At 39.3% G+C, this 13,096-nt stretch carries 13 protein-coding genes; 4 read left to right on the top strand and 9 right to left on the bottom strand.

Annotated features, from left to right (window positions below):
• Positions 1 to 270 (bottom strand): DUF5966 family protein (locus RWM06_RS08305; protein WP_313970787.1); only part of this gene is annotated, 270 nt, incomplete at its 3' end.
• A 115-nt stretch (positions 271 to 385) separates the two neighbouring features.
• Between RWM06_RS08305 and RWM06_RS08310 the strand changes: the two genes are divergently transcribed.
• Positions 386 to 478, top strand: coding sequence for a type I toxin-antitoxin system Fst family toxin (locus tag RWM06_RS08310; protein WP_000970382.1), 93 nt, complete (start codon positions 386 to 388; stop codon positions 476 to 478).
• 827 nt (positions 479 to 1,305) lie between these two features.
• Here RWM06_RS08310 and RWM06_RS08315 read toward each other — a convergent pair.
• The 7 genes from RWM06_RS08315 to leuS all read right to left on the bottom strand — a co-directional run bounded on the left by RWM06_RS08315 (position 1,306) and on the right by leuS (position 7,894).
• Entirely contained in the window at positions 1,306 to 1,728 is a 423-nt protein-coding gene (locus tag RWM06_RS08315; RefSeq protein ID WP_313970788.1) for a GNAT family N-acetyltransferase, read from the bottom strand.
• Between the two features lie 11 nt (positions 1,729 to 1,739).
• Positions 1,740 to 2,435: a GNAT family protein gene (locus RWM06_RS08320; protein ID WP_313970789.1), complete on the bottom strand. Its 696-nt coding sequence runs from the start codon at positions 2,433 to 2,435 to the stop codon at positions 1,740 to 1,742.
• 94 nt (positions 2,436 to 2,529) lie between these two features.
• Positions 2,530 to 2,949 (bottom strand): DUF3021 domain-containing protein, encoded by a 420-nt coding sequence (locus RWM06_RS08325; RefSeq protein WP_313970790.1) that lies wholly within the window; start codon positions 2,947 to 2,949, stop codon positions 2,530 to 2,532.
• 9 nt (positions 2,950 to 2,958) lie between these two features.
• Complete coding sequence (locus RWM06_RS08330; protein WP_000701929.1) at positions 2,959 to 3,414, bottom strand: LytTR family DNA-binding domain-containing protein; 456 nt, start codon at positions 3,412 to 3,414, stop codon at positions 2,959 to 2,961.
• An 18-nt stretch (positions 3,415 to 3,432) separates the two neighbouring features.
• Entirely contained in the window at positions 3,433 to 4,275 is an 843-nt protein-coding gene (locus RWM06_RS08335) for an ABC transporter permease (RefSeq protein WP_313970791.1), read from the bottom strand.
• Positions 4,275 to 5,141, bottom strand: a complete 867-nt coding sequence (locus RWM06_RS08340; RefSeq protein WP_313970792.1) for an ABC transporter ATP-binding protein — start codon at positions 5,139 to 5,141, stop codon at positions 4,275 to 4,277. The genes RWM06_RS08335 and RWM06_RS08340 overlap by 1 nt, the downstream gene beginning before the upstream one ends.
• A gap of 251 nt (positions 5,142 to 5,392) precedes the next feature.
• Positions 5,393 to 7,894 carry a leucine--tRNA ligase gene (leuS, locus tag RWM06_RS08345; RefSeq protein WP_313970793.1) on the bottom strand — a complete coding sequence of 834 codons (2,502 nt, stop codon included), beginning with the start codon at positions 7,892 to 7,894 and terminating at the stop codon, positions 5,393 to 5,395.
• 353 nt (positions 7,895 to 8,247) lie between these two features.
• Here leuS and RWM06_RS08350 point away from each other — a divergent pair, with 353 nt between their 5' ends.
• The 3 genes from RWM06_RS08350 to RWM06_RS08360 are packed head-to-tail and all read left to right on the top strand — an operon-like array spanning position 8,248 to position 12,040.
• Positions 8,248 to 9,288 (top strand): ABC transporter substrate-binding protein, encoded by a 1,041-nt coding sequence (locus tag RWM06_RS08350; protein ID WP_042901711.1) that lies wholly within the window; start codon positions 8,248 to 8,250, stop codon positions 9,286 to 9,288.
• A gap of 12 nt (positions 9,289 to 9,300) precedes the next feature.
• Complete coding sequence (locus RWM06_RS08355) at positions 9,301 to 10,392, top strand: ABC transporter ATP-binding protein (protein WP_313970794.1); 1,092 nt, start codon at positions 9,301 to 9,303, stop codon at positions 10,390 to 10,392.
• On the top strand, positions 10,382 to 12,040 hold the full coding sequence (locus tag RWM06_RS08360) for an iron ABC transporter permease (RefSeq protein WP_313970795.1): 1,659 nt from the start codon (positions 10,382 to 10,384) through the stop codon (positions 12,038 to 12,040). The genes RWM06_RS08355 and RWM06_RS08360 overlap by 11 nt, the downstream gene beginning before the upstream one ends.
• A gap of 102 nt (positions 12,041 to 12,142) precedes the next feature.
• On the opposite strand, the gene RWM06_RS08365 is transcribed toward RWM06_RS08360, so the two are convergent.
• Complete coding sequence (locus RWM06_RS08365; RefSeq protein ID WP_313970796.1) at positions 12,143 to 12,835, bottom strand: histidine phosphatase family protein; 693 nt, start codon at positions 12,833 to 12,835, stop codon at positions 12,143 to 12,145.
• Between the last annotated feature and the right edge of the window lie 261 nt (positions 12,836 to 13,096).

Below are 13,096 nucleotides of genomic sequence, written 5' to 3' on the forward strand. Positions count from 1 at the left end.
GCATCCCGCCAAACTTACTAATACAAGTAAAACTAAATTAAAGATGATAAAGAAAATCGTAAAACTAAATAATTCATTTTGAGCTAAATCTGCCGTGTAAAGTTCAGTCTCTGTAAAGAACAGATAAATTCCATAGCCCTCAACGAAAATAAGAAAACTGACAAAACCAATCAGGAAAAGTCCACTGGCAATAAGAAAGAGTCTCCATAAAAGAATGAGAATTCCTCCTACTGCTAAAAAAATTACTGGGATAAGGAGTAAATCATTCATGACTTTCTCCTTTCCAAATGCAAAAGCACTCTATCCTACTGAGAGAGTAGAGTATTTTATGATATAATATTGTTCGGCACTTCTACACCGCCTACGAAAGGAGGTGAGATAGCCCATGATGGAATTAGTACTCAAAACTATCATCGGACCAATTGTGGTCGGTGTCGTTCTTCGATTAGTCGATAAATGGCTAAACAAGGACAAATAGTGTCAAAAAAGACCCCAAGCTTATTTGGTCGTGAGCTTGGGGTCTTTTCTAGCCTATGATATAGAACTAGTACTCAATTCCTTTTTATTATCCCACAGTTCACACATTTTGTCAAAGGTTTACATTCTCGATTTCGCAAGCTTTAACCACTGTACAACAAGACTTTCAAGTTTAAGAGAAAGTTAGGGATTCTATCAATTTCATAGAAATTTTGATTTCATAAACGAAGAGACAAACTTACATGTCACTCCTCATTTAATACGCCACTACTGGACAAGTAAAATCGTCATTACAATAGTTCCACTCCTTCAATTAACAGTCACCTACAATCAAATTAAGGTTGAATTCACTTAAATAACAACAGACCTATTTCTTAGTCACATTCGCTAAAAAAGTTCCCGCCAATTTCCCGACCAAAATCCGAAAAATACCGAAAAATATCGAAAAATGATTTTTAGAATAGTCCCCAAAAGCCTGAAATAGAGCCAAAAAACTCCACCTGATTGGGTGGAGTTAAGGGAGATTATTATGAAAAAGAAAAGTTTAGGATTTTATTAAATAAAGTTAGGAGGTCTTTATTTAATGATTACATGATACAAGACGAAACTTAAAACTAACTTAACTTTTCTAAAATTTTACTATTTTGCAAAAAATTTCTATCACCAGCACCTCACCACGCAAAAAAGCCACCTGATTGGGTGACTTCTTTAGGGAGATTATTATGAAAAAGAAAAATTTAGGATTTTTTATTAAATAAAGTTAGGAGGTCTTTACTTAATGACTATATGATACAGTAGAAGACTTAAAATTAACTTAAGATAAAAGAATTATTGTAATTTTTCTCGATCCACCCAAATCATTCCTATACAATCATAGGTGGATAAGGTTTCAAAACCTATAGAACGATAAAATCCCACGTTTTTTTCTGTCTGTTCTGTCACCAGCTGGACTTGATAGGCTCCTTTAAAATCTCCTAAAGCCTGTTTCATCAAGGCGCTACCAATCCCTTGGCGCTGATAAGTAGGCAAAACAATCAAATCCTGTACAAAAACTGATGAAAAACCATCTCCAACTAAACGAATCAAGCCAACTATTTTCTCCCCATCAAACGCTAAATAAACAGCAAGTGAATGGGGCAAGGCCTGCTCCAGCATCTGAGGTTGATTTGTATAATTTGTCCAACCGACAGCCTGATAGAGATGTAAAACATCTTCTAGCTTGACAACATCTTGCTTTCTAACGCTAATCATATCATCACCTCTTAGAGTTCTCTCAAGCTCTTGTACTGCTGTCCATTTTGGTCAAAATTTTCAGGACGCAACCATGTTTCCAAACGAGATTTAACTTTTGGCCAGTCCTTATCAATCATAGACAACCAATCCGTATCCCTCGTACGCCCCTTATAAACCACTGCCTGACGGAAGGTTCCTTCGTAGACAAATCCCAAACGCTCCGCAGCTCGTCTTGATGGCATGTTAAGAGCATCGCATTTCCATTCATAGCGACGATAGTTAAGCTCCTCAAAGACATAACAAGCCAAGAGATACTGGGCTTCTGTTCCTATCCGTGTCCCCCTGAGCTCTGGAGAAAAAGTGACAGCTCCCACTTCTATTACTCGGTTATTCTGGTCAATGCGCATGAGAGAAAAAGTTCCCAAAGCCTTACCAGTTGCCTTGTCTATGATTGCATAGTAAAAACGGTCCTTACGAGTCAACATCTGATTTAAAAGGCTGACCAGTTCCTCCATATCTGCCACTGGCTCCTGAAAGAGATAGGTCCATATTTCCCGAGGCGTATCAGGGCCATAAACAGCTAATAAATCCTCCTCATGCTTTTCTACCGAGAGAGCCTCTATTCGAGCATAACGCCCTTCTAAGAAATCAATAGAAGGCAGTGCACCGGGTGTATAACCTTCCATTGACTCACCAATCATCTGACCATATTCGTTTACTGGCATTTTTCTTCTCCTTGTTTTAAGCTGAAAATACTATATCACAAATTGTTCTCTTTGGAAACTGGCACTGTCTTCAAACTTCATACTCAACACTATATTAGTGACCCGTTTTCTGTCTTTTATCCTCTAAGGCTTGATTAATTCGTTGGGTGAGTTTATGAGTTTGCCAGATTTGATACAACCATATCAATCCATAAATTAACAAGAAAAAGAACCAAAGCAAGGGACTCCACAAGGCTGAACCCCAACCAAAAAATAGAGAGGTCAATACTAAAATAGTAGCTGTCACTAATAAATGAACTCCTACACGTATACTAAAAGCAAGAAACTCTAGCTTTTCAAGTATTAAAGTCAATACCCCCATAATTCCACCCATTAAAAACAGAGCTAGAATATTTTTTGTCATTGGTTCAGGATAGGCAATACCTGGATAAAACTGAGTCAACACCATCATACTCAAATAAAAGAAGGAAGCCGTACGCATTCCCGATACAAAATAATCAATTAATCGTTTCATGATTTTCTCCTATAAACCTAGATAATTCATTAAGGACTTAACGTATTTCCGACTCACACTAGATTTGATGCCCCGAGTCATTTTAGCCATCATATTTCCTGAAAAACTATCTGATAATGACTCTAAATGGTCAATGTTTATAATTGAATGGCGTGATATCTGTATAAAATTACGCCGATTAATCCGATTCTGAAAGTTTATCAATGTTTCCTTAGTTTTATAAATCCCGTCTACCGTATAAATGGTTAACAAGTTCTTATCGATATCTGCTAGAATAAGATCCTCAATTTTTACCATAACCAGATGATCATCCGTTCGAATAGGAATGACCACCTGATTGGTCGTTGAAAATTGTTCTAAATACTCCATGACTTCCCTTGCTTGGTCGGTTAACTGAGCTGCCTGAATTACAATATGTGGGTCCTTTTCTGAAAACTCTGCCTTCATTTCAAAACGAATCTTCATTTTCTCTCCAATATACTTTTATTTTCTCCTGCTAAACACTTTAACAAATAAAAGCCAAAGAAGAATAGCGACGAGACTGATAATAACCACTATAAAGTATGTCTCTTCCTTTGTCAATAGTTCTTGCCAGTTGATTTGGATTCCCATTTTTTCTTGAAATTCCTTTAACAAGCTGCTATTTCCTGTAAATGCGGTCTCTAATGGTTCTTTCATTAAAATTTGTCGATAAAGAGAAGCAATATAAGTTGCAGGGGTACACTTCATGATAATCTGTGCAAAATCAGGTAAAACTCCAATAGGGACATAAGTTCCTACTAAAAATCCAGAAGCAGTTCCCACTATAGTTGCCAGTTTGCCAAGACTATCTACAGATTGAAAACGATAAATCAAGAGAATATTTATCAAACTTGAAAGCAGACTACTTAACAACATAATCAAAGCAATTTCCGGTAAATGACTGATAACTGGACTTTCTTTAAAATAAAGCCCCATAACAGCAAACATAAACACCTGCATGACAAAAGAGATGGTAATACTACTGATTAGATAGGACACCTGTAAACCCCAGCTACCTAAATCTGTCAAAAATAGATCTTGATCCACTTGATTTTCACGATCCTGTACCATTTGTGTAAGAGCCGTAAAACTTGTTGTAATCCCAGTCACAGCCAAGGTCCCACCCATCAGCCAGTTATTTAAAAGGTTCGTATTATCAGGGAGTTGGGACCAAGCATCCGTCAAGTTCTTCTGCAAAAAAATGATATAAAGGAGGAAGGAAATCAATGCCCCCAATAATGAGAAAAATACTCCTGAACGATTACGAAAATATAAGATAAAATTCCGTTTCAATAAAGCTAACATTAGCGAACCTCTCTTCCTGTAAGTGCAATAAAGGCATCATCCATGGTACCTGGACGAAACTCAAAAGAATCAATTTCTTCTCGTACTTTTGCCAAATATTCAATAGCTTCCAGTGATGTCCTTGGATAAAAAAGATATTCCAGCTCATTTTCTTCCTTTACTATCATTCCAGTCTGTAGCAACTTTTCTAAATCCTTCATTTCTTTAAAATGAATTTTTAGAATATTAGATGCATACTGACTTTTAATAGCCGTCGCAGAACCTTGCGCAATCACTTTCCCATGATCAACGATATAAATCTGATCCGCTTCATCCGCTTCATCCAGATAATGAGTCGTTAAGATAATAGTCATCCCTTCATCCTTTTGTAGTCGAGACAGTAAATCCCAAATGGCTTTGCGAGTCTGAATATCTAGACCTGTCGTTGGTTCATCTAAGAAAAGAATATCTGGCTGTGAAAGAAGAGCACGCGCAATATCAACCCTACGTTTTTGCCCACCTGACAAAGTCCCATATAGTTGCTTCTGGAAAGCAGTCAAACCCAGTTGATGGATCAAATCATCCACACGACTTGCTGCAATCTCCTTATACTGTTGAGCACGAATCGTAAGATTTTCCCTAACCGTCAACATCTCATCTAGTACACTAGCTTGAAAAACAACTCCGATTTTCGTATTTGGCGCATATCGAATCTGACCTTTTGTCGGCTTTTTCAAACCAATTAACATGGAAATGGTGGTTGATTTTCCTGCACCATTTGGACCCAAAATAGCATTAAAACTCCCTTTTTCAAACTCTAACTGAATATCGTCAACAGCCATATGATCGCCGTAACGTTTAGTCAAATGTTTAGCTTGTAAAATCATATTTATTTCCTCCTCTTTATCTCATCAGTTTAACAAAAAGTATGAAAGAAAAATCGACTTTTGAGATAAGTGGTTAAAATGAGAGGTTAAGTGGTGAGATGATGGAAACAGAATTATATTTTTCATTCAAAAAATCCCCCAGATTCTACTCTGAAGGATTCCTATCTTATTTCACAACAATATTAACCAATTTAGTTGGCTTCAATAGTCCAGTGGACTATTGAAGGTGGCAGATAGAGCTAATAAACTCGTTATTTAACGACGATATTAACAAGTTTGTTAGGTACTGCAATCACTTTCACGATGTCCTTACCGTCAATTTCTGCTTTGACTTTTTCATCCGCTAAAGCGATTTCTTGTAATTCTTCACGTGACAAGTCTTTAGCGACCATGAGTTTAGCACGGACTTTTCCTTTGATTTGGACAACGATTTCGATTTCGTCTTCAACTAATTTGCTTTCATCCCAAGTTGGCCAAGTCACGTAAGAGATTGACTCACCTGTTGCTGCAACTGTTTGCCAGAGCTCTTCTGCCAAGTGAGGTGCAAATGGGGCAATCAATTGGATAAAGCCTTTGGCGTAGTCCACATAGAGTTTGTCTTCCTTATTAGCAGCGTTGACAAATACCATAAGTTGGGCAATGGCTGTGTTGAATTTGAGGGACTCAATTTGTTCTGTGACAGCTTTGACTGTTTCATTGTAAACCTTGTCAAGAGCGCCATTATTTTCCGCAAGGATTTCCTTGCTTGTAATCAAACGGTAAACACGGTCCAAGAATTTACGGCTTCCTTCCAGACCTTCTTCTGACCAAGCGATTGAAGCATCAAGTGGCCCCATGAACATTTCATAGACACGAAGAGTATCGGCACCGTATTGCTCCACCACGTCGTCTGGGTTAACAACGTTCTTGAGCGATTTAGACATCTTGGCTGGCGCTTGCTCTAACTCCTCTCCTGTTTCCACATGGAAGAAAGAACCATCACGTTTTTCAACCTTATCGGTTGCCACAAGAGCCCCACGGTGGTCACGGTAGCTGGTTCCCAAAATCATCCCTTGGTTAAAGAGTTTTTGGAATGGTTCCTTAGTCGGAACAACACCGAGGTCATAGAGGAATTTGTGCCAGAAACGAGCGTAAAGCAAGTGAAGAACAGCATGCTCTGCACCACCCACGTAGATATCTACTGGCAACCATTGTTTGAGAAGATCCTCATCAGCCAATTTCTCAGTATTGTGTGGATCAATATAGCGGAGGTAGTACCAGCTTGAACCTGCCCATTGTGGCATGGTATTGGTTTCACGACGACCTTTAACACCATCTTCACGAGTCACTTCAAGCCAATCTGTCAAGTTAGCTAGTGGACTTTCCCCTGTACCTGAAGGGCGGATGTCCTTGGTTACTGGCAAGACAAGTGGCAATTCACTTTCAGGAACAGCTGTTGAAGTTCCATCTTCCCAATGAATGATAGGAATTGGCTCTCCCCAGTAACGTTGACGGCTAAAGAGCCAGTCGCGGAGACGGTAGGTAACCTTCTCTTGTCCACAGCCTTTTTCTTCCAACCAAGCCACAATCTTAGCAATTGCGTCTTCTTTGTTCAATCCATCTAGGAAGTCTGAATTAACGTGAAGGCCATCTTCTGTGTAGGCAGCTTCTTCAACGTTTCCACCTTCAAGTACTTCGACGATTGGAAGGTCAAATTGTTTGGCAAATTCCCAGTCACGTTGGTCGTGGGCAGGTACAGCCATAACCGCACCTGTTCCATAACTAGCAAGAACATAGTCCGCAATCCAGATTGGAATTTCCTTGCCATTGACAGGGTTGATGGCATAAGCACCTGTCCAGACACCAGTTTTTTCTTTGGCAAGGTCTGTACGAGCCAAGTCAGACTTGAGGCTAGCTTGGTGTTTGTAGTCTGCTACGGCTTCTGCTTGCTCTGGGCTTGTAATAGCATCAACCAGGTCATGCTCAGGAGCCAAGACTGTGAAAGTCGCACCGAAAAGGGTGTCAGGACGAGTGGTAAAGACTGTGAATTCCTTATCTGTTCCCTTAACTTTAAAGGTTACATTGGCACCAGTTGATTTACCAATCCAGTTGCGCTGCATGTCCTTGATAGACTCTGGCCAATCAAGTTCATCTAAGTCATTGAGCAAGCGCTCTGCATATGCCGTGATTTTGAGCATCCATTGGCGCATTGGCTTGCGGACAACTGGATAGCCTCCACGCTCAGAAGTTCCGTCAGGAAGAACTTCTTCGTTGGCAATGGCTGTTCCCAATTCCTCAACCCAGTTTACTGGCACTTCCGCTTCATAGGCCAAGCCTTTTTCGTAAAGCTTGGTGAAAATCCATTGAGTCCACTTGTAGTAGTTTGGATCTGTTGTATTGACTTCACGATCCCAGTCATAAGAGAATCCAAGCGCATTGATTTGGCGTTTGAAGTTGGCAATGTTCTCAGCTGTAAATTCTGCTGGGTCATTACCTGTATCCATAGCATATTGCTCTGCAGGCAAACCAAAAGCATCCCAACCCATCGGGTGAAGGACATTATATCCTTGCGCACGTTTGTAACGGCTGAGGATATCGGTTGCTGTATAACCTTCTGGGTGACCTACGTGTAGACCCGCTCCAGACGGATAAGGGAACATGTCAAGAGCATAAAACTTAGGTTTTGATGCATCTGTTCCTGTCTTAAATGTATGATGTTCTGCCCAGTAGCCCTGCCACTTAGGCTCAATTTCTTTATGATTGTAAAAACTCATGGTCTCTCTCCAATTTTGTGATGTTACTATTATACCATTTTTGAGGGAATTTGAAAGACGAGAAATGTTCTTTTGGGCTTGGATAGTAAGAAAGGGTAACTTCTCAAAGTAACTTCTGGTAAGAAAGTTCGAATAGCAAATCCAACTTATTTAGCAGTATAAAAAATTAACCCTCACTTAAAATTAACTTATATCGATTATTTATCTCTTCCATCTTTTTCCCCTGGCGCCTTTGACTCATATTCCCCGTTTTAGATTTCTTTAAGGTTTTTATTATATCCTATAGAACTCTGCAAATTATAAATATTAAGCAAATTGTAGAGTGAAAACGTTCGTAAAAAAAGGAGATTCTTATGAAAAAACTACTATTCTTTCTCTCTTGTGGATGGATATTTCTTACTTTATCTGGATGTTCTTCAACAACAGATTCGGAAACTAACACTGAGACAGATTCGGATAATGCTTTGGTTATATACTCGCCTAACCCTGAAGACCTTATTGAAGAGACAATCCCTGCCTTCGAAGAAAAATATGGTATTAAGGTTGATTTAGTACAAGCCAGTACGGGTGAATTGTTCAAAAAAGCTGAGGCCGAAAAAGAATCCCCAGTAGCCGATGTCATTTTCGGAGGCTCCTACGCCCTCTTCTCTTCTAACGAAAAACTTTTTGAACCTTATATTTCTCAAGAGAACGACCAGATAATCCCTGAATATCAAAATAAAACAGGATTCTACACACCTTATACACTGGATGTCAGTGTTATCATTGCCAATTCAGCTCTTACAAAAGATATTAAAATTGAAGGCTACAATGATCTACTCAATCCTAAATTAAAAGGAAAAATCGCCACTGCTGATCCAAGTAACGCATCTAGCGCCTTTGCTCAATTAACAAACATGCTTGTAGACCAAGGTGGATACGAAAATGAACAAGCTTGGACCTATGTGAAAAATCTATTTACCCTAGTAGATGGAAAAATTGCATCTAGCTCTTCAAATGTTTACAAAGCTGTCGCCGATGGGGAAATGGCTGTTGGACTCACCTATGAAGATCCTGCCTTAAAACTCTTAAATGATGGAGTTGATGTAAAAGTCATTTATCCAAAAGAAGGTACCGTCTTTTTACCTGGTAACGCGGCCATCGTCAAAAACGCCAAACACATGGAAAATGCTAAGAAATTTATCGATTTCATCCTTTCTCAAGAAATCCAAGATAAGCTAGGAACTGAAACTACAATCAGACCTATTCGTAAAAATGCTAAAACCAATAAAAATATGAAGGCTATGACAGAAATCAAGATTGCCACCGAAGATTCAGATTATGTCATTAAAAATAAATCCACTATTCTTAAAAAGTACAATGACATTTTTACAGATATCCAATCTAAACAGTAAAAGAGGTTCACTATGAGTGAGATCAAAATTATTAACGCCAAAAAAATCTACCACGATGTTCCTGTTATTGATAATTTAAATATTACAGTTCCCAAAGGAAGTCTCTTTACCATCCTTGGTCCTTCAGGATGTGGGAAAACGACTCTTCTTCGCATGATTGCAGGTTTCAACAGTATCGAAGGCGGAGAATTTTACTTCGATGATACAAAAATCAATAATATGGAACCCAGCAAACGCAATATCGGCATGGTTTTCCAAAACTACGCTATTTTCCCACATTTGACTGTCCGAGATAATGTTGCTTTTGGTCTTAAGCAAAAGAAGGTTCCAAAAGAAGAATTGATTCAACAGACCAACAAGTATCTTGAACTCATGCAAATTGCTCAATATGCAGACCGAAAGCCTGATAAACTCAGTGGTGGACAACAACAACGTGTCGCCTTGGCACGTGCCTTAGCGGTTAATCCAAGTGTTCTCCTCATGGACGAGCCACTTAGTAATCTGGATGCCAAACTTCGCTTGGATATGCGTCAAGCCATTCGAGAAATCCAACACGAAGTGGGAATTACAACTGTTTATGTGACCCACGACCAAGAAGAAGCCATGGCTATTTCAGACCAAATTGCTGTTATGAAAGATGGGGTGATCCAACAAATCGGCCGACCAAAAGAACTCTATCATAAACCAGCTAATGAGTTTGTAGCAACCTTTATCGGACGCACAAATATCATCCCTGCCAATCTCGAAAAACGGAGCGACGGCGCTTATATCGTCTTTTCAGATGGCTATGCCCTTCGAATGCCAGCCCTTGATCAGGCTGAGGAACAAGCTATTCATGTAAGCATTCGTCCTGAAGAGTTTATCAAAGATGAATCTGGAGATATTGAAGGAACTATTAGCGATAGCGTCTATCTTGGACTGAATACTGAATACTTCATCGAGACAGGCTTTACCTCAAAAATTCAAGTTAGCGAAGAATCAACTTTTGAAGAAGATCTACAAAAAGGTGATCGTATTCGTCTACGAATCAATACTCAAAAATTAAACGTCTTTTCTGCAGATGGTTCCCAAAACCTGATAAAAGGAGTCAACCATGGAGCGTAAAAAACTAAATATTTGGACAGCCTCCTCTTTCTTCATCTTTCTTACCTATCTTGTCTTTCTCGTTTATCCTATCGTTACCGTGCTCAAGCAAGCACTCATACATGAGGGACAATTTTCACTAGCTAATTTTGTCACTTTCTTTAGTAAAGCCTACTACTCCGAGACACTTGTCAACAGTTTCAAGGTTTCCATTACCGCTACTGTCACTTCCTTAGTTGTAGGAACCTTATTAGCTTATCTCTTTTCCATGTATGATTTCAAGGGAAAGAAATTTCTACAAATATTGATTATCATTGCTTCCATGTCAGCTCCTTTCGTGGGAGCCTACTCCTGGATTCTCTTGCTGGGACGAAATGGGGTCATTACTAAATTCCTGACAAATACCCTTCATCTTCCAGCTATCGATATTTATGGATTCAAAGGAATTGTGCTTGTCTTCACACTGCAACTATTCCCACTAGTATTTCTATACGTTGCTGGAACAATGAAGAGTATTGACAATTCTCTACTTGAAGCCGCTGAAAGCATGGGGTCCTTCGGATTTAAGCGGATCGTAACGGTTGTTTTACCTCTCCTCGTTCCAACCTTACTAGCAGCTGCCCTACTTGTATTTATGAGAGCATTCTCAGACTTTGGAACGCCTATGTTAATTGGTGAAGGATATCGGACTTTCCCCGTCTTAATTTATACCCAATTTATTAGCGAGGTTGGAGGAAATTCTGCTTTTGCATCTGCTTTAGCAATTATGGCGATTATCATTGCCTTGGCAATTTTCCTTATCCAAAAATATATTTCAAATCGCTACAGTTTCAGTATGAATTCGCTCCATCCAATTGAGCCTAAAAAAACTACAAAAGGAAAAATGGCTGCCATTTATGCAACAGTCTACGGAATTATCTTTATCTCTGTTTTACCTCAAGTCTACTTGATCTATACTTCTTTCCTAAAAACATCAGGTATGGTATTTGTCAAAGGTTATTCTCTAAACAGTTACAAGGTAGCTTTCAATCGTATGGGATCTGCTATTTTCAATACCATTCGTATCCCTTTGATTGCCTTAGTTCTAGTTGTCCTATTTGCAACATTTATCTCCTACCTAGCCGTTAGAAAACGGAATTTGTTTACAAACTTAATTGACAGCCTCAGTATGGTCCCTTATATTGTACCAGGAACCGTTCTAGGGATTGCCTTCATTTCTTCCTTCAATACTGGTCTATTTGGAAGTGGATTTCTTATGATTACAGGGACAGCTTTCATCTTGATCATGTCCCTATCTGTCAGAAGATTGCCTTATACTATTCGCTCATCTGTTGCTAGCTTACAACAAATAGCACCAAGTATTGAAGAAGCTGCTGAAAGCTTAGGAAGTAGCCGTCTCAATACCTTTGCCAAGATTACAACTCCAATGATGCTATCTGGTATTATTTCTGGAGCCATCCTATCTTGGGTCACAATGATTTCAGAACTCTCTACTTCTATCCTCCTCTACAATGTCAAAACAAGAACAATGACTGTAGCTATTTATACAGAGGTTCTCAGAGGAAATTACGGTGTTGCCGCAGCCTTGTCAACTATCCTGACTGTTCTAACAGTAGCTTCCTTGCTCTTATTTATGAAAATCTCTAAAAATAACAGCATTACACTTTAGTTTCCCCCATCAAAAACAGCCGAAAGGATTACCCTCGGCTGTTTTTTCTTATCTTGATATTCCTATCAAATCCTCAGTTCCTAGCAAGCAAGTCTAGACTGATTAAATAGAGGCTTCCTCCATCTTCTCCCGTCCTAGTTCTCGGTAACTACGGTCGCCGACAACTTCTACGCTAAACTGCCCGTCCTCATATTCAAGGATTGTCATGCTACCATTATCTAGACCATGAGGATGCATGCCATTAATCAGATAAACAATGGTTCCAATAGTCATTCCGTGGCTGACAACGAGAGCATTGCCTCCACCTTGCTCTTCCATTTCTTTGGCAATCGCTTCAAAACCTTCCTTGATTCGGCCACTGAGTTTTTCCCAGCCCTCAGCCCAACCAGCTGTATCAACCTCTACCAAGCCCTCAGCCAGTTCAGCATAAGACAATTGATGAACATGGTCCACATTAAAGATACGAGGAATAATGCCCATGAAAAGATCACCATCATAGGCTCCGTCAAAGCTACCAAAACACCATTCTCTGATACGCTTGTCCATGCGATAAGGGATTTTCCCCTGCAAGCCAAGTTCATCAAGGATAATTCCCATTGTCTGAATGGTGCGACCAGAATCACTCGAATAAGCACGCTCAAACTGTAGACCAGACTCTCGCAAACCAATTCCTAATTCTTGAATCCCTCTCTCACCTTCAGCTGTTAAGGGAGTATCGCTCCAACCTTGCGCGCGACCAATCGTGTTAAACATGGTCTTGCCATGACGTACCAAATACAATCGTACTTTTACCATTTTCCGTCCTCCGTTTGCTTCTATTATATCATGGATGATAAAACAAAAGCCACCCAGACAGGCGACTTTTGCAGGAGATTATTATGAAAAAGTTTAGGAGTTCATTAAATAAAGATATTAGATGAAAATCAAATTCAAACTAAATCAGAGTTATCTGTTTCAAATAATATTAGGAGGTCTTTATTTAATGATTACAGTATACACACCTAACCTTAAATAGAACTTAAAATTTCTCCTATTTTCTTAATTTTTAAAACTATG

This window comes from uncultured Streptococcus sp., from assembly GCF_963516575.1.
In the GTDB taxonomy this organism is placed as follows: Bacteria; Bacillota; Bacilli; order Lactobacillales; family Streptococcaceae; genus Streptococcus.

Coding starts and splice junctions, on each gene's coding strand:
- RWM06_RS08310 (WP_000970382.1), top strand. CDS start 386: ATGATGGAATTAGTACTCAAAACTATCATCGGACCAATTGTGGTCGGT.
- RWM06_RS08315 (WP_313970788.1), bottom strand. CDS start 1,728: ATGATTAGCGTTAGAAAGCAAGATGTTGTCAAGCTAGAAGATGTTTTA.
- RWM06_RS08320 (WP_313970789.1), bottom strand. CDS start 2,435: ATGCCAGTAAACGAATATGGTCAGATGATTGGTGAGTCAATGGAAGGT.
- RWM06_RS08325 (WP_313970790.1), bottom strand. CDS start 2,949: ATGAAACGATTAATTGATTATTTTGTATCGGGAATGCGTACGGCTTCC.
- RWM06_RS08330 (WP_000701929.1), bottom strand. CDS start 3,414: ATGAAGATTCGTTTTGAAATGAAGGCAGAGTTTTCAGAAAAGGACCCA.
- RWM06_RS08335 (WP_313970791.1), bottom strand. CDS start 4,275: ATGTTAGCTTTATTGAAACGGAATTTTATCTTATATTTTCGTAATCGT.
- RWM06_RS08340 (WP_313970792.1), bottom strand. CDS start 5,141: ATGATTTTACAAGCTAAACATTTGACTAAACGTTACGGCGATCATATG.
- leuS (WP_313970793.1), bottom strand. CDS start 7,894: ATGAGTTTTTACAATCATAAAGAAATTGAGCCTAAGTGGCAGGGCTAC.
- RWM06_RS08350 (WP_042901711.1), top strand. CDS start 8,248: ATGAAAAAACTACTATTCTTTCTCTCTTGTGGATGGATATTTCTTACT.
- RWM06_RS08355 (WP_313970794.1), top strand. CDS start 9,301: ATGAGTGAGATCAAAATTATTAACGCCAAAAAAATCTACCACGATGTT.
- RWM06_RS08360 (WP_313970795.1), top strand. CDS start 10,382: ATGGAGCGTAAAAAACTAAATATTTGGACAGCCTCCTCTTTCTTCATC.
- RWM06_RS08365 (WP_313970796.1), bottom strand. CDS start 12,835: ATGGTAAAAGTACGATTGTATTTGGTACGTCATGGCAAGACCATGTTT.